The organism is Methylomonas montana (assembly GCF_030490285.1).
Classification (GTDB): Bacteria; Pseudomonadota; Gammaproteobacteria; order Methylococcales; family Methylomonadaceae; genus Methylomonas; species Methylomonas montana.
Window position 1 is genome coordinate 406,301 of the sequence record NZ_CP129884.1, and the last position, 24,124, is coordinate 430,424.

The 24,124-nt window shown below is 55.9% G+C and carries 20 protein-coding genes; 19 read left to right on the forward strand and 1 reads right to left on the reverse strand.

Going from position 1 to position 24,124, the window contains the following annotated elements:
* Window positions 1-65 precede the first annotated feature (65 nt).
* The 11 genes from QZJ86_RS01930 (at window position 66) to QZJ86_RS01980 (ending at window position 14,224) form a co-directional block, all read left to right on the forward strand.
* Window positions 66-2,366 (forward strand): tetratricopeptide repeat protein, encoded by a 2,301-nt coding sequence (locus QZJ86_RS01930; RefSeq protein WP_301935982.1) that lies wholly within the window; start codon window positions 66-68, stop codon window positions 2,364-2,366.
* Between the two features lie 74 nt (window positions 2,367-2,440).
* Window positions 2,441-3,865: an efflux transporter outer membrane subunit gene (locus tag QZJ86_RS01935; RefSeq protein ID WP_301935983.1), complete on the forward strand. Its 1,425-nt coding sequence runs from the start codon at window positions 2,441-2,443 to the stop codon at window positions 3,863-3,865.
* On the forward strand, window positions 3,862-4,920 hold the full coding sequence (locus QZJ86_RS01940) for an HlyD family secretion protein (RefSeq protein WP_301935984.1): 1,059 nt from the start codon (window positions 3,862-3,864) through the stop codon (window positions 4,918-4,920). The genes QZJ86_RS01935 and QZJ86_RS01940 overlap by 4 nt, the downstream gene beginning before the upstream one ends.
* A complete protein-coding gene (gene rbbA, locus QZJ86_RS01945; RefSeq protein ID WP_301935985.1) occupies window positions 4,917-7,703 on the forward strand; it encodes a ribosome-associated ATPase/putative transporter RbbA in 2,787 nt (928 codons plus the stop codon). The genes QZJ86_RS01940 and rbbA overlap by 4 nt, the downstream gene beginning before the upstream one ends.
* 1 nt (window position 7,704) lies before the next feature.
* On the forward strand, window positions 7,705-8,829 hold the full coding sequence (locus tag QZJ86_RS01950) for an ABC transporter permease (RefSeq protein WP_301935986.1): 1,125 nt from the start codon (window positions 7,705-7,707) through the stop codon (window positions 8,827-8,829).
* A gap of 84 nt (window positions 8,830-8,913) precedes the next feature.
* The gene (locus tag QZJ86_RS01955; protein WP_407081633.1) at window positions 8,914-9,483 is read left to right on the forward strand and encodes a YbhB/YbcL family Raf kinase inhibitor-like protein; all 570 of its coding nucleotides are present in this window, start codon (window positions 8,914-8,916) and stop codon (window positions 9,481-9,483) included.
* Window positions 9,484-9,582: 99 nt separating this feature from the next.
* Window positions 9,583-10,257: a transaldolase family protein gene (locus QZJ86_RS01960; RefSeq protein ID WP_301935988.1), complete on the forward strand. Its 675-nt coding sequence runs from the start codon at window positions 9,583-9,585 to the stop codon at window positions 10,255-10,257.
* Between the two features lie 21 nt (window positions 10,258-10,278).
* Window positions 10,279-11,847 carry an NCS2 family permease gene (locus tag QZJ86_RS01965; RefSeq protein ID WP_301935991.1) on the forward strand — a complete coding sequence of 523 codons (1,569 nt, stop codon included), beginning with the start codon at window positions 10,279-10,281 and terminating at the stop codon, window positions 11,845-11,847.
* 185 nt (window positions 11,848-12,032) lie between these two features.
* Window positions 12,033-13,082, forward strand: a complete 1,050-nt coding sequence (locus QZJ86_RS01970; RefSeq protein WP_301935993.1) for a threonine aldolase family protein — start codon at window positions 12,033-12,035, stop codon at window positions 13,080-13,082.
* A gap of 263 nt (window positions 13,083-13,345) precedes the next feature.
* Window positions 13,346-13,666, forward strand: a complete 321-nt coding sequence (locus QZJ86_RS01975) for a hypothetical protein (protein WP_301935995.1) — start codon at window positions 13,346-13,348, stop codon at window positions 13,664-13,666.
* A gap of 54 nt (window positions 13,667-13,720) precedes the next feature.
* On the forward strand, window positions 13,721-14,224 hold the full coding sequence (locus QZJ86_RS01980; RefSeq protein WP_301935996.1) for a YkgJ family cysteine cluster protein: 504 nt from the start codon (window positions 13,721-13,723) through the stop codon (window positions 14,222-14,224).
* 206 nt (window positions 14,225-14,430) lie between these two features.
* Here the strand turns inward: QZJ86_RS01980 and QZJ86_RS01985 are convergent, their stop codons facing one another.
* Window positions 14,431-14,703 (reverse strand): hypothetical protein, encoded by a 273-nt coding sequence (locus QZJ86_RS01985; protein WP_301935997.1) that lies wholly within the window; start codon window positions 14,701-14,703, stop codon window positions 14,431-14,433.
* A gap of 492 nt (window positions 14,704-15,195) precedes the next feature.
* Between QZJ86_RS01985 and QZJ86_RS01990 the strand changes: the two genes are divergently transcribed.
* The 8 genes from QZJ86_RS01990 to QZJ86_RS02025 all read left to right on the forward strand — a co-directional run bounded on the left by QZJ86_RS01990 (window position 15,196) and on the right by QZJ86_RS02025 (window position 23,999).
* On the forward strand, window positions 15,196-15,582 hold the full coding sequence (locus QZJ86_RS01990; RefSeq protein WP_301935999.1) for a hypothetical protein: 387 nt from the start codon (window positions 15,196-15,198) through the stop codon (window positions 15,580-15,582).
* A 69-nt stretch (window positions 15,583-15,651) separates the two neighbouring features.
* On the forward strand, window positions 15,652-16,005 hold the full coding sequence (locus QZJ86_RS21485) for a hypothetical protein (protein ID WP_320415837.1): 354 nt from the start codon (window positions 15,652-15,654) through the stop codon (window positions 16,003-16,005).
* A 15-nt stretch (window positions 16,006-16,020) separates the two neighbouring features.
* Window positions 16,021-17,913 (forward strand): ATP-dependent zinc metalloprotease FtsH, encoded by a 1,893-nt coding sequence (gene ftsH, locus QZJ86_RS02000; protein WP_301936001.1) that lies wholly within the window; start codon window positions 16,021-16,023, stop codon window positions 17,911-17,913.
* A gap of 253 nt (window positions 17,914-18,166) precedes the next feature.
* Entirely contained in the window at window positions 18,167-19,618 is a 1,452-nt protein-coding gene (locus tag QZJ86_RS02005; protein WP_301936002.1) for a TolC family protein, read from the forward strand.
* Window positions 19,619-19,749: 131 nt separating this feature from the next.
* Complete coding sequence (locus QZJ86_RS02010) at window positions 19,750-20,220, forward strand: MarR family winged helix-turn-helix transcriptional regulator (protein ID WP_301936004.1); 471 nt, start codon at window positions 19,750-19,752, stop codon at window positions 20,218-20,220.
* A gap of 42 nt (window positions 20,221-20,262) precedes the next feature.
* Window positions 20,263-20,532: a YtcA family lipoprotein gene (locus QZJ86_RS02015; protein ID WP_301936005.1), complete on the forward strand. Its 270-nt coding sequence runs from the start codon at window positions 20,263-20,265 to the stop codon at window positions 20,530-20,532.
* A gap of 15 nt (window positions 20,533-20,547) precedes the next feature.
* Window positions 20,548-21,735 carry an efflux RND transporter periplasmic adaptor subunit gene (locus QZJ86_RS02020; RefSeq protein ID WP_301936007.1) on the forward strand — a complete coding sequence of 396 codons (1,188 nt, stop codon included), beginning with the start codon at window positions 20,548-20,550 and terminating at the stop codon, window positions 21,733-21,735.
* Window positions 21,732-23,999, forward strand: a complete 2,268-nt coding sequence (locus QZJ86_RS02025) for an FUSC family protein (RefSeq protein WP_301936009.1) — start codon at window positions 21,732-21,734, stop codon at window positions 23,997-23,999. Before QZJ86_RS02020 ends, QZJ86_RS02025 begins: the two co-directional genes overlap by 4 nt.
* Window positions 24,000-24,124 lie beyond the last annotated feature (125 nt).

Sequence of the window (24,124 nt, forward strand, 5' to 3'; positions counted from 1 at the left end):
TGTTCCTGTCGTTGGATAGCTAATTCATTTACACTGACCACGGTGCTAACCCATTAGGATTATTAGTGAATCGACTAAGTAGCGCTTGGAGCTGGTTATCGAAACCCAACCACCAGAAAACGCTGGCGTTTGTGGGGGGCGGTTTAGCGATAACGATTGGGGCCGCGTGGCAGGCTTATCTGCACTTTTCCGAGAAGCCAAAGGCAGCGGCGACCGTTACGGTGTCGGGCGGCGGTATTGCGACCGGGGGCAACGTGTCCGGGAACGTTTCGGGCAGCGGAACGGCCATTGTGGCCACCGGTAACGTCAACATGATTGGCATCACCCTGGAGCAATACGAAGCCGGATTAAAACGCAAGGAACAAGAAGTGCGGACGGAACTGCGCGAGGCCGGCGCGGCTGATAAGGATAAAATCAGCTTGATCGAAGCTCGGCTCGCCAACATACAAGCCCAGATAAACAATCCGGAAAGTGCCCTGGAAGATTACAAGGCCAAGCTCGCCCAAGCCTATAAAGCGTTCGACGACCTTCAACGCGAGGTTCTGCCGGAACAAATCAAGCAAGCGCAAGATGCTTTAAGCAAGGGGCAGATCGCCGATGCCGAAAAACTCTTCATGCAAGTGCTCACGCGAGGCTCGGAAAATGCGGCTGAAGCGGCGTATCAGTTGGGTGAACTGGCCTATGCCCGTATCGATTACCAAGCCGCCAACCGCTATTACCAGCAGGCGTTGCAATTGCAGCCGGACAATCCTCTTTATCTCGACAAGGCTGGCTTTATGGCCTATACGATGGGCCGTTATGCCGAGGCCGAGCCGCTCTATCAGAGGGGGCTGGCAATTCGGGAAAAGAGCCTAGGTCCCGAGCATCCCGATACCGCGAAGATTCTCAGCAATCTCTCCGATCTGTATGACGCGCAGGGCCAATATACCAAGGCCGAGGCGCTCTGCCAGCGGGCGCTGGCGATTCGCGAAAAATCCCTGGGCCCCAACCATCCGGACGTGGCGGAAAGCCTAGGCAGCCTCGCGGATCTGTATCACAGGCAAGGCCAGTATCCGAAGGCCGAGCCGCTATTACAACGAGGGTTGGCGATCCGAGAAAAAGTCTTTGGTCCGGACCACCCCGATGTGGCGAAGAGTCTCAATGACCTTGCGGCGCTGTATAAGTCGCAGGGCCTATACATGAAGGCCGAGCCGCTCTATCAACGATCGCTGGCGATTCGAGAGCAAGCTCTCAGTCCCCATCATCCGAACTTGGCGAAGGCACTTAACAATCTTGCACAGTTGTATCAGATCCAAGGCGCGTATGCCCAAGCCGAACCGTTGTTCCAGCGAGCGCTGGCGATTTGGGAGAAGGCACTCGGCCCCGACCATCCCGACGTGGCGTTGAGCCTCAACAATCTAGCGCAGTTGTATAACACACAAGGTCTGTACCAGAAGGCCGAGCCATTGTTCCAGCGGGCGCTGACCATTTGGGAGAGGTCCCTCGGCCCATCCCATCCCGATGTGGCGGTGAGTCTCAATAACCTCGCCGCGCTGTATCAGGCGCAAGGCCTGTATGCCAAGGCCGAGCCGTTATTCCTGCGAGCGCTGGCGATTTGGGAGAAGGCTCTCGGCACCGAGCATCCCCGCGTGGCATCGAGCATCAACAATCTGGCGATGCTGTATCAGTTACAAGGCGAGTATGCGAAGGCCGAGCCGCTCTACCAACGGTCGCTAGCCATTATGGAAAAGACCCTAGGTCACGGTCATCCCGAGATGGCGGCCGTTCGGAACAACCTCGCGGCGCTGTATCAGGCGCAAGGTGCATATCAGAAAGCCGAGCCGCTCTACCGGAGCTCGCTAGCCATTCTGGAAAAGACCCTAGCCCCCAACCATCCCGACCTGGCTACGAACCTCAACAACCTGGCGATGCTGTATCAGGCGCAAGGCGCATATGCGAAAGCCGAACCTCTGTTACAGCGGGCGATAGCGATCTCGGAGCAAGCTTTCGGCCCCGATCATCACGAAGTGGCGGCAAGCATCAACAATCTCGGGATGGTGTATCAGGCGCAAGCCAAGTATGCGAAAGCCGAGCCTTTGTTTCTGCGGGCGCGGACGATCTGGGAGCAGGCTTTCGGCCCCAGCCATCCCTACGTGGCATTGAGCATCAACAACCTGGCGGTGGTGTATCACGCACAAGGCGAGTATGCGAAGGCCGAGCCACTATTCCAGCGGGCGCTAACGATCTGGGAGAAGGCCGTCGGTCCCGATCATCCCGACGTGGCGAAATGCCTTCTGAATTATGCGGATCTGCTCAGGAAGCTCAATCGAACAGTCGAGGCAGAGGCGATGGCAGCGCGAGCCAAGGCGATTCAGGCGCGGTCTTAGCAAAATCCAGTACGAATCCAAAAGCCGGTAACCTTCACGCAACAGGTTTTCCTTCTTTCTAAAAGGACATGGTTATGAGGTATAAGCGCGGGTGGGTCTTGATTTTAAGCGGTTTGGCGGGCTGTGCGATGGGCCCGGATTACCGGGAAGTCGCGCCTTCGGTACCGGAGCATTGGCTGGCCGCGAGCGATTTGGCTCCGGCCAGCCCGGATGACTTGAAGACCTGGTGGCAAAGCTTCGGCGATGCCGAGCTTGATCGTTTGATGGAGCTGGCCCTGGCCGGCAATCTGGACGTCAAGATTGCATGGGCGCGCGTCGATCAGGCCCGCGCGGAACGTCGCGGTACCCGCGCGGAATTGTTTCCAAGCGTCAACGCGGCAGCCGGCGGGCAACGGCAAAGCAACCCGTTTCCCGGTCTGGCGCCCGGCATCAAATACAATATGTTCGAGCTGGGTTTCGATGCGCTTTGGGAAATCGACCTGTTTGGCCGCTTGCAACGCCGCTCGGAGTCAGCGGCCGCCGAGCTCGATGCCGCCGGCGAACAATATCGCCAAGCGCAGGTTAGCTTGAGTGCCGAGCTGGCGCGCGATTACGTCGAGTATCGCAGTCTGCAAAGCCAGTTGCGCATTACCCGTTCCAATCTGGACTCCCAGCAACATACCTTGGCATTGACCGAGAAATTGTTCAACGAAGGCGTCAGCGCTCGTCACGATCTGGTGCGCGCCCGCGCCCAAGCCGAAACCACCGCCTCGCAGGTGCCGGCACTGGAAGCCAATCTGACCGCGACGCTGCGGCAACTGGAGGCGCTGGTTGGGCAACAACCCGGCGCCTTGGCCGCCGAACTGAACGATCCCGCCGAGATGCCGGTGGCGCCGGTTCGGCAATTTTTGGCATCGCCGGCCGAAACCATCCGCCAACGCCCCGACCTGCGTGCCGCCGAACGCCGGCTCGCCGCGGCGGCTGCCATGCAAGGCGCGGCTATCGCCGAACTGTTTCCGAAAATATCGCTGTCGGCATTTTTTGGACTGCGCAATACCGACATCGAAAGCCTGTTCAAATCGGCGGCTTTTTCATACGGCACTGCCGCTAACCTGGTCCAGCCCTTGTTGAATTTTGGCCGGATTCAGGCCGGCATCGATCTGGCGGAAGCCAAGCAAACAGAGGCTTATCTGGCCTACGAAAAAGCGGTGCTGGAAGCCTTGCAAGAAACCGAAACCGCGTTCAATCGCTACCTGAAAGAAGAAATTCGCCGGCAGGCCCTGGCTCGCGCGGTCGCCGATCTAAAAGAGTCGGTGCGATTGTCGCAATTGCGTTATCAAGAAGGGGTAATATCCTTTCTCGACGTGTTAGACGCGCAGCGCGCGCTGTATGGCGCGGAGATCGATCTGGCCCGCTCGCAAGCGGCAACCGCCACCTATTTGATTGCCTTGTACAAATCGCTGGGCGGCGGTGCGAACCCGATGCCCAGCGAACCCAAACGCTCCAAGGAGGACGAATGAGCAAACAGACCGCATTGACGCTCGCGCTGATCGCCATTGTCGCGGCATTGGCATTATGGTGGGGATTGCGCCCATCCGGCTTGCCGGCCGACATCGTCACCGGCAATGGCCGGATCGAAGCCACCGAAATCAATATCGCCACCAAAATTCCAGGCCGCATTGTCGATATCGCCGCCAAGGAAGGCGACTTCGTCAAGGCCGGCACCGTGCTGGCACGCATGGATACCCAAGTGCTGCAAGCTCAACAAGCCGAAGCGGCAGCCAAGGTTCGCGAAGCCGAAAACGCCTATCAAACCGCCAAATCCATCGTCGTCCAGCGCGAAAGCGAATACGCCGCCGCGCAAGCGGTGGTCGCGCAGCGCCGGGCCGAGTTCGATGCGGCGGAAAAGCGCCTGCACAGGTCGCAACGATTGGTCGGCGAAGGTGCCACGCCACAACAGGAAGTCGACGACAACAACGCCAGGGTGTTGGGGATGCGGGCGGCGATCAATACCGCGCTGGCCCAGGTCGAAGCCGCCAGGGCCGGCATCGATGCTGCCAAATCGCAAGTCGTGCAGGCGCAATCGATGATAGAAGCGGTAAAAGCCACCGTGGTGCGCCTGCAAGCTGACATCAACGACAGCGAATTGAAAGCGCCCATCGACGGCCGCATCCAGTACCGGGTCGCCGAACCCGGCGAAGTGCTGGATGCCGGCGGCCGGGTGCTGAACATGGTGGATTTGTCCGACGTGTATATGACCTTCTTCCTGCCTACCGCGGCGGCCGGCAAGGTGGCCTTGGGCAGCGACATCCGTTTGGTGTTCGACGCGCTGCCCGGCTATGTGATTCCGGCCAAGGCCAGTTTCGTCGCCAGCGTGGCCCAGTTCACCCCCAAAACCGTGGAAACCGAAAGCGAACGCCTGAAATTGATGTTTCGGGTCCGCGCCCGCATCGATGTCGAATTGTTGAAGCAGCATATCAATCAGGTAAAGACCGGCGTGCCGGGCGTGGCTTACGTCAAAATCGATTCGGCCGCGGCCTGGCCCGCCAACCTGGAAATCAAGTTGCCGCAATGAACCGGTCCGCGCCTGTGGTTCGGGTCAGCGGCGTCAGCCTGCGCTACGGGGATACCTTGGCGCTGGACGGCATCAGCGTGGATATTCCCGGCAACCGCATGGTCGGCCTGATTGGTCCCGACGGCGTCGGTAAATCCAGTCTGATGTCGCTGTTGACCGGCGCACGCAAACTGCAGAAAGGCGCGATAGAAACGCTGGGCGGCGACATTGCCGACAGCGGACACCGGCGCGCGGTTTGTCCGCGCATCGCTTATATGCCGCAGGGTCTGGGCAAGAATCTCTATCTGACTTTATCGGTATTCGAAAACGTCGATTTTTTCGGCCGCTTGTTCGGTCAACAACAAGCCGAGCGCCGAGAACGCATTGCCGAACTACTGGACAGCACCGGTCTAACCCCCTTCAGCGACAGGCCGGCCGGAAAATTATCCGGCGGCATGAAACAGAAACTGGCTTTGTGTTGCGCGCTGATTCACGATCCGGATTTATTGGTACTGGACGAGCCGACGACCGGCGTCGACCCTTTGTCGCGCGCCCAGTTTTGGGAATTGATAGAGCGGATTAGAATACGGCGTACCGGGATGAGCGTGCTGGTTTCCACCGCCTATATGGACGAGGCGGAGCGCTTCGACTGGCTGGTGGCGATGGACGACGGCAAGGTACTGGCGACCGGCAGCGCCGCCGAACTGCGCGCCCAAACACAGGCCGATAGCCTGGAAGCGGCTTTTATCAGTTTATTGCCGGCGGAGAAACGCCAAGGCCATAAAACCGTGGTGATTCCGCCGCGCGGTAACAACGGCGACGCGGCGGAAGTCGCCATCGAAGCGGATGGGCTGAGCATGCGCTTCGACGATTTTGTCGCGGTCGATAATGTCAGCCTGCGCATCGAGCGCGGCGAGATTTTCGGCTTTCTGGGTTCCAACGGTTGCGGCAAATCGACGACGATGAAAATGCTGACGGGTTTGCTGTCGCCCAGCGCCGGCGAGGCCAGGCTGTTCGGACAGGTTCTCGACGCCAATAATATGACCACCCGGCAACGGGTCGGTTATATGTCGCAGGCATTCTCGCTGTACGCCGAATTGACGGTACGGCAAAATCTGGAGCTGCACGCCCGGCTGTTTCATCTGCCGGAAGCCGGGATTGCCGCGCGCGTCGCCGATATGGCGCGGCGTTTCATGCTGGAAAACGCACTCGACAGCCTGCCGGACGCCTTGCCGTTGGGGATGCGCCAGCGGCTGTCGCTGGCGGTGGCGGTAATCCATAGTCCGGATTTGCTGATTCTGGACGAGCCGACTTCCGGCGTCGATCCGGTGGCGCGCGACCGCTTTTGGGAGCTGATCGTCGACCTGGCCCGCCGCGATCTGGTCACGGTATTCATCTCCACTCATTTCATGAACGAGGCCGAACGTTGCGACCGGATTTCGCTGATGCACGCCGGCAAGGTGCTGGCCAGCGACGCGCCGGCCAAGCTGGTCGCGGACAGCGGCCATGCCTCGTTAGAGCAAGCCTTCATTGCTTATCTGAAAACGGCCGCGGGCAGCGTTGATACTGTCGATGAAGCGCCAGCTTTTTTCCCTCACCCTAACCCTCTCCCGGAGGGCGAGGGAACAAAACCAATTTCCGCAATCGGGGAAAGGACGATGGTTGCCCCAGGAGAGCGCTTCAGCTTGCTGCGCCTGTTCAGCATCAGCCGCCGCGAAGCGATCGAACTGCGCCGCGATCCGATTCGCTTATCGATTGCCTTGTTCGGCACCTTGTTTCTAATGCTGACTTTCGGTTACGGCATCACCATGGATGTCGAGAATCTGCGTTTCGCGGTGCTGGACCGCGACCAAACCACGCTCAGCAGCAACTACGCGCTGGATTTAGGCGGCTCGCGCTACTTCGTCGCCCACGCGCCGATCGCCGATTACTCAGAACTCGATAGACGCATGCGTAGCGGCGAACTGAGTCTGGCTCTGGAGATTCCGCCCAACTTTGCCCGCGATCTACAGCGCGGCGAAAACGTCAAAATCGGCGCCTGGATCGACGGCGCGATGCCGACTCGGGGCGAAAATATCGTCGGCTACGTGCAAGGCATGCATCAAACCTGGCTGTTGGAACAAGCCCGCCGCCGCGCCGCCAAGGCGGTTCCAAGCGCGGCGATGAACATCGAAACCCGCTTTCGGTATAACCCGGATGTGAAGAGTCTGCCGGCCATGGTGCCGTCGGTGATTCCGATCCTGCTGATGTTGATTCCGGCCATGCTCAGCGCGTTGAGCGTGGTGCGGGAAAAAGAACTCGGCTCGATACTGAATTTATACGTCACGCCGGTCAGCAAATTGGAGTTTTTAGTCGGCAAGCAATTGCCGTATATCGCGATGGGCATGGTGAATTTTCTGTTGCTGTGCGCGATGGCGGTGTGGGTGTTCGGGGTGCCGCACAAGGGCGATTTTTTATTGCTGACTTTGGCGGCGCTGCTCTATGTCGCTTTCGCCACCGGCTTCGGTTTACTAGTCTCGGTGTTTACCCGCAGCCAAGTGGCGGCTATCTTTGGGACTTTCATCGCCACCTTTATCCCTTCCAACCGTTTTTCCGGAATGATCGATCCGGTGTCGTCGCTGGAGGACGGCGCCCGCTTCGTCGGCGAGATTTTTCCCGGCACGCATTTTTTGACGATCTGCCGCGGCACCTTCTCCAAGGCCTTGGGCTTCGCCGAGTTAAGCCCCTATTTGCTGCCGATTGCGCTGGCGGTTTTAGTCGTCGTCGGACTGGGCGTCGCGCTGCTGGAAAAACAGGAACGTTAAGATGCATACGCTGCTCAATATCTTTCATCTGGGCATCAAGGAAATCCGCAGCCTGGGCCGCGACAAGCTGATGCTGGCGATCATCGGTTTCGCGTTCAGCGGCCAGATCTACGTGATCGCCACCGGCCTGCCGCAATCGCTGAACAAGGCGCCGATTGCCATCGTCGACGAAGACCGTTCGCCGTTGTCGGCGCGCATCGCCAACGCCTTTTATCCGCCGCATTTTCTGGCGCCGGCCATCATCGATCAGTACGCCGCCGATCCGGGCATGGATGCCGGTTTGTATACTTTTGTGTTGGATATTCCGCCGAATTTTCAGCGCGATGTTTTGGCCGGGCGGCGACCGACCGTACAGCTCAATGTCGATGCCACTCGTATTGCCCAAGCCTTTATCGGCAACAACTATGTGCAAACCATCGTCAACGGCGAGGTAACCGCCTTCGTCCAGGGTCATCGCGCACCGGCGGCTTTGCCGGTCGAGCTGGAAATCCGCACCTTGTTCAATCCGAACTTGAATTCGGTCTGGTTCGGCGCGGTGATGGAGCTGGTCAACAGTATCACCGCACTGTCCATCATCCTGACCGGCGCGGCGCTGATCCGCGAACGCGAACACGGCACCATCGAGCACTTGCTGGTGATGCCGTTGACGCCTTTCGAAATCATGATGGCCAAGGTCTGGGCGATGGGCTTGATCGTGGTGTTGGTGGCGACCGCATCGATGCTGATCGTGGTCAAGGGCTGGCTGGGCGTGCCATTGCAAGGCTCGCTAGTCTTGTTCGTTGCCAGCATGACCTTGTATTTGTTTACCACCACCTCGCTGGGGATCTTGTTGGGTACGCTGGCGCGGTCGATGCCACAGCTGGGTTTGCTGCTGCTGATTATCCTGCTGCCCTTGCAAATGCTGTCCGGTGGCATGACGCCGCGCGAGAGCATGCCGCTGTTGTTGCAGAACATCATGCTGGCGGCGCCGACCACGCATTTTGTGGCGTTGGCCCAGGCCATCCTGTATCGCGGCGCGGATTTCGGCATCGTCTGGCCGCAATTTTTAGCGCTGTTGGCCATCGGCGGCGTATTCTTTCTATTTGCGCTGAGCCGCTTCCGGAAAACTATAGGTTCGATGGCCTGATTGTCCTCGTCGTAGGCGGTTGCCAGATGTTGGCCTTAGGTTTAAGGTTGGCGAACTGGCGAGGCTTTAATCACGAGGTTTGCAATGAATCGACACAAACATCTTGCCGCGATCTGCCTGGGTGTTTTTATTTTCAGTACTACCTATGCCATCGACGCTATGGCCGAAACAGGAGCAAACATGACGCTGACTCTCAACTCCGCCGACTTTGTCCATCAAGGCGAAATCCCCGCACAGTTTACCTGTCAAGGCGACGATAGCTCGCCGGCCTTGAGCTGGTCCGGCGTGCCGCCACAAACCAAAAGCCTGGTGTTGATCGTCGACGATCCCGACGCGCCCGATCCGGCCAAACCCAAAATGACCTGGGTACACTGGGTTTTGTATAACCTGCCTCCGACGACAACCGACTTGCCCCGCGCGGTGCCCGCCGCGCGATTGCCGGCCGGCAGCTTGCCAGGCAAAAACGACTGGCAACGCATCGGTTATGGCGGGCCTTGCCCGCCGATCGGCCGGCATCGATATTTTCACAAGCTGTATGCGCTGGATATTGTCTTGCCGGACCTCAAGCAACCGAGTAAGGCGCAGCTGGAAGCGGCGATGGCTGGGCATATCCTCGCTCATGCCGAGCTGATCGGCACTTATCAGAAAAAATGAGCCGGCGGCTAGTTTGGGCGGCGGATGTATCCGGCACAACGGGGCGTTGAAACTATATAATCGGCCGTTGATCTCCACTCTCGGCCCAACCGGCATTTTATGTTCGAACTTTATTTAGATAGCGCAAATTTAGAAGAAATCAGGATTTTATCCGACATTTTGCCGCTGGCGGGGGTGACTACCAACCCGTCTATCATGGCGGCGGGCGGTATTGGCTTGACGCAATTACTGCCGGCGCTCTCGGAAATATTGGGCGCCGATAGCCGTTTTCATGTGCAGGTGGTCAGCAACAGCGTCGACGGCATCGTCGCCGAGGCCAAGCAATTGCACGATCTGCCGTTCGACATCGTTGTCAAGATACCGGCTCATGCCGCCGGATTGAGCGCCATCAAACAAATCAAGCAACACAATATTCCGGTATTGGCTACCGCGATTTACAACGTCCAGCAAGGCATGATGGCGGCCTGGAACGGCGCGGATTACTTGGCGCCGTACTTGAACCGCATCGACAATCTGGGCTTCGACGGTATCGGCGTGGTCGGCGACTTGCAAGCGTTTATCGATCGATATCAATTGCCGACCAAATTGTTGGTGGCCAGTTTCAAGAATGTGCAGCAGGTTTTGCAAGTGTTAAAACACGGCGTAGCGGCGGTCACCTTGCCGCTGGATATTGCCCGGCAAATGCTGAACAATCCGGCCACTGACGCGGCGGTGGCGAAGTTTAGTCAAGACTGGCAAGCGGTATTTGCCGATAAATTGTCTTTCGACAGTTAAAGCCGGTTTCCGGGAGTATGCATGAATAGCCAGTTTCATTGGTGGCGGCAAGGCGATTTGGACGGCTTCTTTGGCTTGTTTGTCGATAATCTGATTCAGTTGATCCTGATCGTGGTGTTGTGCGGGGCGATCCTGCATATGCCGGGCGAGATGGTATTCGGCCGCATCCTGCCGGGCGTTGCGGTTAGTCTGTTGGTCGGCAATCTGTTTTATGCTTTTCAGGCCAGGACGCTGGCCCGAGCAACCGGGCAGCCGCTAGTCACGGCCTTACCGTACGGGGTTAATACCGTCTCGCTGTTTGCCTTTATCTTGTTTGTGATGAAGCCGGTGCTGGATCAGACCCAGGATATCGAGCTGGCTTGGCAGGTGGGCTTGGCTGCCTGCCTCGGCTCCGGGCTGATCGAATTCGGCGGCGCCTTCGTCGCCGGCTGGGTGAAACGCATCACCCCGCGCGCGGCCTTGCTGGCAACGCTGGCCGGTATCGCCATTACTTTCATATCGATGGATTTTTGCTTTCGGATTTTCGCCGATCCCCTGGTCGGTTTCATGCCGCTGGCTTTGATCCTGATTCAATACATCGGTCGCTTGCAGCTGCCGGCCGGAGTGCCGGCTGGTCTGGTCGCGGTGTTGCTGGGCACCGGCCTGGCTTGGGGGTTGGGCAGGATGGATGGCGCCGCCCTGATCGAGGCGATGCATATCGAATTAAAAATGCCGCACCTGTTCGTCGCCGATATGCTGGATGCCAGCTTCTCCGGATACATGATCAGCTTCCTGCCGGTCATCGTGCCGATGGGATTATTCAATCTGCTGGGTTCCTTGCAGAACTTGGAAAGCGCCGAGGCGGCCGGCGATGTTTATCCGGCGCGGAGTTCGCTGGCCATGAACGGTTTGGGCACGATGGCGGCGGCCTGCTTCGGCAGCGTGTTCCCCACCACGATCTACATCGGCCATCCCGGCTGGAAAAAGATGGGCGCCGGCGCCGGCTACTCGATCGCCAACGGCGTCGCCATCACCTTGCTATGCCTGCTGGGGCTGGTCGGCTTCGTTGCGGCGCTGGTGCCGGTGGAGGCGGGCGCCGCCATCCTGCTGTGGATAGGCATCACCATCGCTGCTCAAGCCTTCGAGGCCACACCGCGCACGCATGCGCCGGCGGTGGTGGTCGGTTTCTTTCCGGCATTGGCGGCGTGGGGCTTGTTGATATTGGAAGGCGCCTTACGCGCCGCCGGCACCAACGTCGAGGCGGTCGGCACCCAGGCACTATCCGTGCAGATACCGATTGCCGGATTGATTGCGTTGGAGCGTGGCTTTATTTTTACCTCGATGATTCTGTCGGCGATGACGGTTTGCCTGATCGAAAAACATTACCGCGCCGCGGCGGCCTGGGCGATGGTCGCCGCCGGCATCAGCGCCAGCGGCTTGATGCACGGTTATACGATAGCCAACGGCGCCATCCTCAGTGCTTACGGCCCGTCTTACACTTGGCCTTTTGTAATGGGTTATGCCGGGATTGCCATGGTGTTTTTTGGGTTGGGGCAGCGGGCGCGATTTTCGTCCGCGGATTCGCAATTTAGTACTAGACGTGACGGCTAGATTGCCAATGCTGGTGTTAAATCGGGCGAGCTTCGAATCGGCAACGACACAGGCTGTCTTAAAATGTTGGGCTTCGCTGTGTCTGCCCAACCTACATTTGACTTTTACGACAGTCCCTACAGGGAGGAATGCGATGAATGATGTAAATTGGCTGGGAACTATTCTTTTGATTGGCGTTTTTACCCATGAATTTTGCATCCGATAATTGGGCCGGCGCGCATCCGGCCATTTCTGAACGTTTAACAAAAGCCGCCGCCGGGTTTGCTGCGCCTTATGGCGCCAGCGAACTGGATCTCAAGATCGAGCAACGCTTTAACGAGTTATTCGAGCGTGAAGTGGCGGTTTATTTTGTCGGCACCGGCACGGCGGCCAATTCCCTGGCGCTGGCCGCCGTCAACCGTCCGGGCGGGGTGTCTTTTTGTCACCGCGAAGCGCACATGCTGGAAGACGAATGCGGCGCGCCGGAGTTTTTTACCCATGGCGCCCGTCTGGCACCGGTCGATGGCGACGACGGCAAGATCGATCCGTACAATCTCAAGGCCGAAATTCAGCGTTTCCCGCCTAATTTTGTGCATGCCGGGCAACCGATGGCGATTTCCATCACCCAGGCCACCGAAATCGGTACGCTTTATCGGCCGGATGAAATAACCGCCATCGCCGAGATTGCCCGGTCGTACGGTTTGCCTCTGCATATGGACGGCGCGCGTTTCGCCAATGCATTGGTGGCCTTGGAACTGACGCCGGCAGAGATGACCTGGAAGCTGGGGGTGGATATTGTTTCGTTCGGCGGCACCAAAAACGGTTGTTGGTGCGCGGAAGCTTTGGTGTTTATGAATCCGGAATTAGCCAAGGATTTACCCTTCATCCGCAAGCGCGCCGCACAGCTGTTTTCCAAAAGCCGATTTATCGCCAGTCAATTTGACGCCTATCTGGACGACGATCTTTGGCTGAACCTGGCGCGCCACGCCAATGCGATGGCCGAGCGCTTGCAAAATGGCATCGTTCATTCCAACCAGGCACGACTGGCCTGGCCCGCGGAAGCCAATGAAGTATTCGCGGTTTTGGATAAAGCCTACGCGGATAACCTCCAGGAAAAAGGCGCGGTATTTTATCCATGGAATCCACCGCGCGCCAAACCTGGTCTGCTAGCTGAAAACGAAGTGCTGGTGCGTTTGGTGACCAGTTTTGCGACGGCAGCCGAGCAAGTCGATCGCTTTCTCGATATTTTGGGGTGATGGGCGCGTTTCGGGATTTGCTTGTCATTTAACGAAAACGGCTGATGGGTAATTTTTGAGCGATAGCGGCAGTGGTGCCTGGATTACTGCGTTTGACCTAAACGGGTCTTGAGCGGTAATCATCCGGATGGCGTGTTTGGTCCGAATCGCCGCCAGATGTTTAGGTTCTGGGTTGCTACGCGATGACCTATGCCGCTTGCAACACTGGTATAACCGGTGCTATGCAGATAAGCTTATAAGATTTCAGTGACAGCAGGTATGAGATGGCAAACACCATGAGTTGGCACCGCATCACACTCTCGCGCCAGGAATACGAATCCGGTGAAATGGCCGTGCTGTTTGGCGCATTCCGGGCCGCTTATGTGGCTAGAAACGGGCCCGAGGGCATGGCGATGTTTGGATGCTGGGCTGATGATGGCTCTCGCTACCTCGTTTATACCACGCCTAGATCGGTACGACATATCATCCCCCTATTGGACGCGTATTCAGCGAATCGAATCGATAAGCCGGATGCTGCCTGTTTGTCGTTGATCTATGGGGACGAATCGGCTTTCTCCTCCTTCGAGACCGGATTCGAGGCCTGACTCCGTCGCTTGCAAAGAGGCTTTTCAACACGCGGTTAACAAGGCAGTAAAAAAGTGAATACCCTTGCTCAACTCCATACCGATATCGAAACGCGCGTGACAGCCATCCGCGACGGCAATTCCGATTGGTTATGCCGCCAAGGCTGCGATGGCTGTTGTCACAGGCTTGCCGAGATACCCAGGCTTACTGCGGAGGAATGGGATTTGCTGCAACAGGGGCTGGCGGCCTTGCCGGCGGAACGGCTCCGGGAAATCGGCCAGAAGATTGCCGCGCTGGCCGGCCAAGTTTCCCGTCCCATCGTCTGCCCGATGTTGGACAGAACGAAAGGCGCCTGCCTGGTCTATGCCCACCGTCCGGTCGCTTGCCGAACCTACGGTTTCTATGTTCAGCGTGACCACGGGCTATATTGTAGGGACATCGAATCGCGGGTGGCCGCTGGCGCGCTAGCAGAGGTGGTGTGGGGCAACCATGACGTTATCGATCGTCGTCTCTGTGATTTAGGCGAATCCCGTGACTTGCCAGCGTGGCTTGCGGATTGGCACCGGAGCATTGATTGAAATGGCTATCACTATCTGCCCCCTCGTTTGCCACTCTGCATCACGAGTGTCCGATATTTATGTGATTATGTTTTTTGGTCCATTTAGGCTCATTTTTTCCGGTAGCCAGATCGCTTTTAAGGGCCAATGGTTTTGATGAAAAAATGATTTTTCGCAAAATGGACTTTTCCAACACGATTTAGGTTTTAACCGGTAAGTAAACCAAATTAGTACGGCGAGCATATCCGTCCACCAATATACCGATACGTTTGCTCCGTGGCCTGATGGCCGCTCTGCGAAATTGCAATAAGCACGGCTTCCAAATCAGTCTGACGCCCATAGAACTCAAAAATCCGCTGAATATAGTTCAGATGCTTGGGAAATTCGTTTTCATATAGGGTTTGGCTGGCTCCGCTCAAACGAATGCTTTGGCTGCGGCTGTGATCGTTGCTTTTTTTGAAGCAGCGTTCGACGCTGGTTAAAGTGTCTTTTGTAATCAAATCTTCTCGCCTAACTGCTACGGGCATGAATCTTTTAAGTCAAAGAACTCGCTGAGTACCCCACAATTCGCGCGCTACTGTCGGAAATGTGGATGAAGTAGGCGGGTCGTAAATTCAATTTGTTTCAAATAAGACAATTTTTTCATCCTTGTTATCTCCCGCGTCGAGATAGAACTATGACTTTAGGCAATAGGAAGGTCACGCTACCCATGGGCCGAATCTCGGCAGCCGAACTTTAAATCATTGTTTTATAGGCGCTATGCATAGGGTTTGCCAGCGCATGCAAACGCCATCCTATAAAGAGCGACGATGAAATAGAGTGTGATGTATTTCGCACAATAGTTTTAATGAGAACAAATATAGTTCTAATGTAAACAAATTGATGATAGACTTTATTCACACTGACAGATTGGCTTGAACTACATGCATATGAGTTCGTGTTGATCCAGACGTGCCGGGACTTGGCTCTTTATTTTTAACGAGGTTTGCATCATGACATCATTCAAAAAAATCTTATCGTTCGCGACAGTAACTGCTTTTATCAGTGCTCTGTCTTTTTCTGCTTCCGCAGCCACTTTTAGTCACGAAGAGGTAAGGGCGGCGCTGGAAAGCACCATTTCAAAAGTCAAAGCTTCCATCTCGGCAGTGGAAAGCGGTGCGGACAAGGAAACGGTGGCCGAACTGGTCAGCGATGCCAAACAGCAGCAAAAAGACATTGAGAATAACGACCTAGAAGTCAAACGCCAGCATGCCGGCAAACGCCTGAATACGGCCTGGAAAGCGGCGCGCGGCGGCGATTTGCAGTTGGCCGGCGAATCATTGAAAGAAGCGTTAAGCCGCTATGAAGAAATGCACAACATTTATGTTTCCAGTCATTAAATCGTAAACATATCGCCGGCTGAGCTTTGTGTCAGCCGGCTGCATTGGCGCACAGAATAGGGGCGTCTGATGTTCATATCAAAAACAATGCTTGAACACTGCATCATTCAAGCCGCTAGCAGATGCCCTGTTTTTACGACCCGCATCATCGATAACGTCAGTACATTTGATGCGCGTGTGCTGGCCTTGGGCTTGAGGTCCAAGCGTTTTCTTACCTCCGAAAAGAAAAACGTGAAAGTTGACTCGTTCGCCAAGTGGCGAAGCGGTGATGAGGGTCTTTTTATGTCACGATTGATGGCGCAAAAATTGCTAAATTTTTGGTGTCGGACCAGCGCTGTCAGCTGTCGCTTGGGTCGATTCGGAAAACATCCAGGCACAAACCCAAGTTTTACGACATCGTATCGCTTGAACCTTGCATCCTAAACGGAGATCGCAATCATGAAAAAGCTCTTAGTCGCACTGTTCATAATGGCTGGTATCGCTATCGTGATGTTCGCGGTATTCAATCCCACGCTGCCAGCCTACAACGCGCAAAATGACATTTCCTATTCGGACTTCATCAAGGACGTGCGCAGCAAATCCGTTGCCGAAGTGGTGATCGACGGCAGATCTATCGATGGCCGCCGCCATAACGGCACGCGGTTTGCCACTTACAATCCTGGTGATGCCCGGATAATTGACGACTTATTGGAGTATGACGTAAAGATCAAGGTCGAGAGACCGGAAACGCAGTCAACCTTGCTGCAGCTATTTTACTCATGGGCTCCAACTCTACTGTTGATTGGGGTATTGGTGTATTTCATGCGCAAGCAGCAACTCGGGGCCGGCGCTCAAAATGGCTTTGGTAAAAGTCGTGCCAAATTGATGACAGAAGATCAGGTCAAGGTGCGTTTCAAGGATGTGGCCGGTGCCGAAGAAGCCAAACAGGACGTGGCGGAAATGGTCGATTTCCTGAAAGATCCGGGCAAATACGAAGCTTTGGGCGGTAAAATTCCGCGCGGGGTGTTGATGGTGGGGCCTCCCGGTACCGGTAAAACCTTGTTAGCTCGGGCGATTGCCGGTGAAGCTGGCGTGCCGTTCTTCTCGATCTCGGGTTCCGACTTCGTGGAAATGTTCGTCGGCGTCGGCGCCTCCAGGGTGCGGGACATGTTCGTACAAGCTAAAAAACGTGCGCCCTGCATTATCTTCATCGACGAAATCGACGCGGTCGGCCGCCAACGCAGCGCCGGCAATATCGGTGGCGGCGAAGAACGTGAACAAACCCTCAACCAACTGTTGGTGGAAATGGACGGCTTTAGCGGCAACGAAGGTATCATCGTCATCGCCGCGACCAACCGTGTCGATGTGCTGGACAAAGCCTTGCTAAGGCCGGGCCGCTTCGATCGCCAAGTCCAAGTCGGCTTGCCGGATATCAAGGGTCGCGAGCAAATTCTTAAGGTTCACGCCGCCAGAGTGCCATTGGCCGACGACGTCAACATCAACGATCTGGCGCGCGGTACGCCCGGTTTCTCCGGCGCCGAACTGGCCAATCTGATTAACGAAGGCGCTTTGTTCGCCGCCCGCAACAACCAGCGGGAAGTGACGATGCATGACCTGGACAACGCCCGCGATAAAACCATCATGGGTGCCGAGAAACGTACCATGATCATGAGTCGTGACGATCTGTTAATGACCGCTTACCACGAAGCCGGCCACGCCATCGTCGGCCGCTTGATGCCCGAGCATGACCCGGTTTACAAAGTCAGTATCATGCCGCGCGGCGGGGCGTTGGGCATTACCATGTTTCTGCCGGAACGCGACCAATACAGCGCCAGTAAGGACAAGCTGGAGGGCCAAATTTCCAGCCTGTTCGGTGGCCGGATTGCCGAGGCCTTGATTTACGGTAAGAATAAAGTCACCACCGGCGCGTCCAACGATATTCAGCGCGCTACTCAGTTGGCCCGCAATATGGTGACCAAATGGGGTTTATCCGATCGTCTGGGACCCATCGATTGTGGCGACAACGACGGCGGATTCTTGGGGTCAAGCAAACCGATGTCGGAACAAATGGCGCGTCTGGTCGATCATGAAATAAGACAAACTTTGGCGGATAACTATCGCCGCGCCGAAGCCATTCTTAGAACGCATCTGGATATTCTGCACAACATGGCGCAAGCCTTGCTGGACTGGGAAACCCTGGATAAATATCAGATCGATGAGTTGATGCAAGGCCGGATGATAGCGCCACCAAAGGCTGTCGAGCCCGCAAAAAGGAACAGTGATAATGGCAAGTTACATAAGCCAGCAGCTGAAAATACACCTCCGCTTGGCAAAATACCGGCGTTGTCCTAGCCTCAAAACCAGTCCGAAAATGATTGATCAAAAACGGCGACCGCATTGCCGAACTCTTTCTTACATGCCCCGAATAAATGGTAAAGTTCGGGGCTAAAGAATTCGATCGATCCAGGCAGGGCGATGATCAGGAGGCTAGAATAATGCGATTCCACAACCCAATAGAAGTTTGAACAAATTTTTTTTAAATTTAGCGGCATGGCTATGCTTGGCGAGACGCTGTCACAGCGGGTCGCTTGCCGTATTGATACTCTTGACCGCCTGTGCAGCGCCGAACAAGGCTCAGCTTGAAGAAGCTTACCCGGCAATGCCCGCTCAGCGGGTTGTTGCTTGGCCTGATGATCATGCTAAAAATAGCTCGCAAGCGCTCCTTACATCCAGTTCGCCAGCAGAAGAGAACGCGGTCGATACCAAGCACACCTACGATCTGCCGGCCTTGGTCGATTTGGCCTTGCACACTCATCCGGAAACCCGGATTAGTTGGGAGGAAGCAAAAGCTGCCGCCGCTCGGTTGGAAAGAAATCGCAGCACCTGGTATCCGAAGCTTACCGCAATGGCTTTCGGCCAACATTTTACAACCAGCTTTCCCATCCCCGGCAGTGCGTTGGTAAGCAACGGTTACGCCGCTTTCGCCAGTCTGGATTTGGCATGGACTTTATTCGATTTCGGACGCCGGGAAGCGTTGGTCGATGCCGGTACAGAGCGGTTAAGCGCGGCTAATTTTGCCTTCGACCGCAAACATCAGGAAATTGCTTATCGGGTGGCCAGCAGTTTTTTTGTCTATCAGGCTGCCTTGGCCAAGGTGACGGCGGCGCAGCAAACCTTTGAGTCGGCGAAGACCAACGCTGACTCGGTTCAAGCCAAGCTGAAACAAGGCCTGGCAACCAAGCCCGACTGGTTGCTGGCGATTCAAGAGCAGGCAAAATCCAGTTATGACCTGCAAGATGCGCGCGGCTCAGTCACTCAGACGAGGGCCGATCTGACGGCGAGCCTGGGTATTTCGCCGGCTTACAGCTTGCAACTGGTCGACCTTAGCAAGCTACCGCTGCCCGTCGGACTGGCGCAATCGGTGGAAAACATCGTCGATCAGGCTTTGGCGCAACGTCCCGACTTGATGGCACGCCTTGCGGAATTACGTGCTCGTGAAGCGGACGTGAAGAAGGCCAGGGCCGAGTTCTGGCCCAAAGTTTCGCTGCGTGGCATGGTGGGTAATCAATACTGGGGCAATGTGCATACCAATCCATCGGGCGGTGAGAGTTATTCGGCCAGCGATCTAGTCGATACGGCCATGTTGAATGTGGAGTGGACCTTGTTCGACGGCTTTGAACGCAGCAATGCCGTGCGTGAAGCGGAGGCCAAAAGATCGGCATCCCAAGCCCAACTTGAGGCCTTGCGCCTGGAAATCATGCGCGACATTTGGAAAGCCTATGCCGACACCAAAACCGCTCTGGAAAAACGCGAGTTTGCCTTGGCTCTTTTGAAAGCCGCCGAAGAATCCTATGCCGCCACCCAAGAATCGTACACGCATGGCTTTTCGACAGTGATAGAACTGTTGTCGGCGCAAAAAGATCTGGCGCGTGCCCGTTATACCGAAATCGATAGTCGAGCGACTTTATTGCGATCCGCGGCAACCCTGGTTTATGTTTCAGGCGAGCAGGGACAGACCGATATGGATAGAGAAACATTGGGCGATAAGCTCCAATAGCACAGGAGCATTGAAGTCGGTTTTCGGCGCGGCAGGACGGCGGGAGCAAATCTGCTTAACGTCGGGTTTTTATCGAGAATAACGCCAGGAACCGCTATTATTCAGTCTTAATTAGAACAATTATGAGCCTTATGTCTTCTGTATCAACATTTCCAACCGTATTGCGCCAGTTACTGCGCACGCACCAGGCGTTTTTGGCTTACGCGGCCAAGCATGTTCACCCGCTTGATTTAACCTTGCCGCAATACGATGTCATCATCACGCTGGGCAACACCGCCGGCATGCAACCCAAGAAACTTGGCGAAGAGACTTTGATTACCAAAGGCACGCTAACCGGGGTAGTCAGCCGTTTAGAAGACAAAGGCTTGGTCGAAAGGCTGGCCTCGAAAAAAGACGGCCGTAGTCAGATCGTGCGATTAACCGAGGCAGGGCGCTCTATATATGAACGGACCTTCCCTGAACACTTAACTCATATCAATCGGCTATTCGATCAATACTCGTCCGAGGAAATCGCCAAACTGGAGGACGATTTGGTACGCTTGCATCAAGCGGTCATCGCTGCGCGAGGCGGCGATGCCGGGGAGTCCGTCGATGAATTTTAAGAGAAGTGCGCCGCCAATAGGCATACGTTTAAGGCAGCAGGCATGAAAGCCATCGTGCGATTGCAGCGAACATTTTTTTGGGCGTTTGCCGCTATTTTCTTGACGGCTTGCGACCCGATGTTAAGCCTTGAGGGCTCATTCTGGCCGGCCTGGATCATTTGCATTCTCGCCGGACTGACCGCCAGCATGGTGTTGATGTGGCAATTAGTACGCTACCAATTGGCGCCCTATCTGGGACCGCCGCTGTTGATTGCGCCCAGCCTGTGGGCTTTATGCACCTTCGTCATCTGGCTGGTGTTTTATGCAGCATGAAAACGGCGGTGCCTGATGGAAAACAATCAAATCGATAGCCAAAATTTAAATCTCAAAAACCGGATGTTGCTTGGTCGCATCATTGGCATAGGCATCGTGCTGGGTGCGGTGATAACCGGCGCTGCGGTTTGGCATATCAACTATCAAAATCCGCGCACCAACGATGCGATGGTGCGAGCCAACATCGTCGGTATCGCGCCGGAAGTCAGCGGCCGCATCGTGGAATTGCATGTCGAAGACAATCAGTACGTCAAACAGGGCGATTTGCTGTACGTGATCGACCCGCGCCCTTACCAGGCCAGATTGGACAAGGCCAAGGCCGAATTGCTGCTGGCGGAAAAAGACGTCGATTCCCGGCGTGCCTCCAGCGGTTCCGCCGAAATTGCCATCGAACGTCTGGAACACCAACGCGCCGCCGCTGATGCCGAAGTGAAAAGAATCGAAGCGGAAGACGAGTATCTGCATAACTATCTGGAACGCCTGGAACCCTTGGCTGATAAGCAATATGTCACCACCGATCAGCTCAAGCAGGCGCGCTCGCGTTACGCGGCCTCACGTGCCGAGTTGGCGGATGCGAAAGCTAAAGAACTGTCGGCTCGGAGTGCGATTGAGGAAGCCAAAAGCGATAGCCGCCGGGCCATATCGTTAATTGCCCAAGTCGGCGACGTCAATGCCCGCATCGAGGCGGCCAGAGCGATGGTAAGCGCAGCCGAACTCGATCTGGAATACTGTTATGTGCGGGCGCCGTTTAACGCCTACGTCACCAACCTGAACACCCGCGAAGGTGAATACGCCAAGGCCGGCGCGCAGATGTTTGCCTTGGTCGATGACCGTCACTGGTATGTGATCGCCGACTTCAAGGAAACCTATTTGAAGTCGATCAAACCCGGCCAGGCAGCTGAAGTGTTTCTAGTGGGGTATCCCGGTAAACGCTATCGCGGCGTGGTAACCGGTATCGGCTGGGCTAATTCGCCCGACAATACCAAACAACAAGGTGTGTTGCCGGAAGTGCAGCGCACGCTGAACTGGGTGATCCTGGCATCGCGTTTTCCGGTACGGATCGAGATCGCGGAACGCGACGCCGAGCATCCGCTACGCATGGGCATGACCGCCTTCGTCACGGTATTGGAGCGTAGCGCTGATTTACCTGAAAATTCGCCTGGCAGCACCGAACGGCTCGATAACGCCTTACCGCCACCATGAGCACGGGCGACAGCCGGCACTTATCCAGTTCGCCCGCAAAACGCAGCCGGCTTTGGTTCGGAACCAGCCTAAGGCAATTTCTCAAGGCCGAGCTCAAAGATTCGCCGGCGCGACGCGTCGCCGCCACTCGCCTGTTCGTCGTCTCGCTGACCATTGCGCTAGTCAGTCAAACCCTGCACGTCCCGCCATTGGGGGCGATTTCGATACTGATTTGCTTGAGCTACGATGCTTATGCCAATGCTGGCCAATCGTTGGCGTTCGGGATGCGCCAGCTCGGCTATCTGATCGTCACGACCTTGGTGTCGGTATTGACGCTGATGTTGGCCGGCAACGATCCCTGGCTGTTGTTGAGCTTGTCTTTCATCATATTGGCTTTGGCGCTGTTTCATGCCCGTTTGATCGCCTGGCCTACCGGTATTGCCCTGTGGTATTCGGTGGCGGTGTTGTACAGCCCCAGCACGCCCGATGAAAATATTTACCACGCCTTATGGAACATCCCGATCATTGGTGTACTGGGGCTGGGGACATGGACGGTGGTACATCTGGCCATCAAACCACAAGATCCGCTAAAACTGTTAAAGGCGGATATCGCCACGCAACTGGCTGCGGTGGAATACATTTTCAGCGCTCGTCTGGCCGATGCCGGCGCGCATAGCCCCAGGCCGGATGCGCCCATGCACGCCGCTGCCGGCAGTCTCGGCAAGCTGCTGGGTTTACTGGCCAATGCCGAATTGATCCATCCGGCTTTGCACGAACGCCACGAGACTTATCGGGCGCTGCTGCTGGAAATAGACGGTTTGCGTCAGTTGGCGGACTGGCTTAATCAGGTCTTGGCTGCGGAATATCGGGCCCAGCCGATGACGCCAGAAAAACTGAATGTCTATCGGGCTTTGCAAAGTGCCTGCGCCAAATTGCGGCAAGGTGTGGCGGAATCACACGATGTGTCCGGGGAAATCACGAGATTGTTAACCGACGACGTGTTACAAAACTACGCACGGGAAACCAATCCGTCGCTGTTAGCCGCCTTGTGGCGAGCTCTGCAACGTATTGCCGGGCTGATGCAGGATTTGCATCAACCGATAGCTGCTGCGGACAGTAAAGACATCAACGCAGGATTCGACGACAAACCGGTAAAAAGCTGGCTCCCAACATGGTTTGGTTACGAGTTTTGGGCAACACATGCGGATAGCCTGCAATTTGGCATCAAATTCTCTCTGGGGGCGATACTGTGCATGCTGATCGTGGAAAGCCTGGGCTGGCCCGACATCAATACCGCGATTCCCACCTGTCTGGTCGCGGCACAAACCAGTCTCGGCGCCGACTATCGGCTCTCGCTATTGCGGGTATCGGGCGCCGCCGTCGGTGGTGTCTGCGCTTACTTTTATGTGCTGGTCTTCCAATCCCAACTCGATACCATCGTCGGCTTTATGCTGGCAACGACGCCATTTTGGGCATTGGCGGCCTGGATTACCGCCGGCAGCGAACGCATCGCCTACCTGGGCCGGCAACTCGGTTTTTCGTTTGCGTTATTTGTGTTGCACGATTTCGGCGCGGTCACCGACCTGTATCTGCCGCGCGACCGGGTCATCGGTATTTTGCTTGGACTCATCGTGATGGGAATCATCGATTACGCGCTGTGGCCCAGGCGCTCGATTGTGCTGGCTCGTCACCATGGCGTATCGGCATTGCGTACACTCGCCAACTTCACCATCCGCTTACCTGATGTCAGCCACCTGCTGAATTACACCTTGCCATTGCGCCTGTCGGCGGAAAAAGAGTTGGCAGTCGCTCAAGACTTGTTAGCCCACGCGGTATTGGAACCTGATGCTCGCGTCGCCGACAAAGTACACGAGAGGGCAGCGCTCAGGGCCATTTTCAAAGACGCCAGCCATTTGTCAGGTTTATTACAAGTCAGGAAACGCTACCGCTTGCTGAGCGGTCAGAGATTCGCCGATTTCCCCGTTGAATTGCAAAAACACAGCAGGGCGTTCGATGCCGCACTCGCCGCTGCCTTGGAGCGCATCGCGCTAGTGATGCAAGGTGAACGGCAAGTCAGCCAAGTCGAGCTTGCCGGTCATAAGGCGCTTCTGCATCAGAGCTATATCGAACATCATCGTATTGACAGCTTGGCCGACGATTTGGCTGTTGAGTGGGAATTGCGGTTTATATTGGATCAGCAAATCGTGGAGCTGATAGAGAAAATCGAAAAAACAGCTCTGGATTCCGTTTCATATCTTCGGAAATCTGGTTCGAGTATGTTTTAAGTAAAAACATGTAACCATTTTAAAAGTCTAGGCCAAGCTCTCGTTATTCATAACTGATCTTAGCCAGCCATGTTGCCACCGTCTGGATTAAGTGAACCGTAATGCATGACACTCCAGGAGTTAGC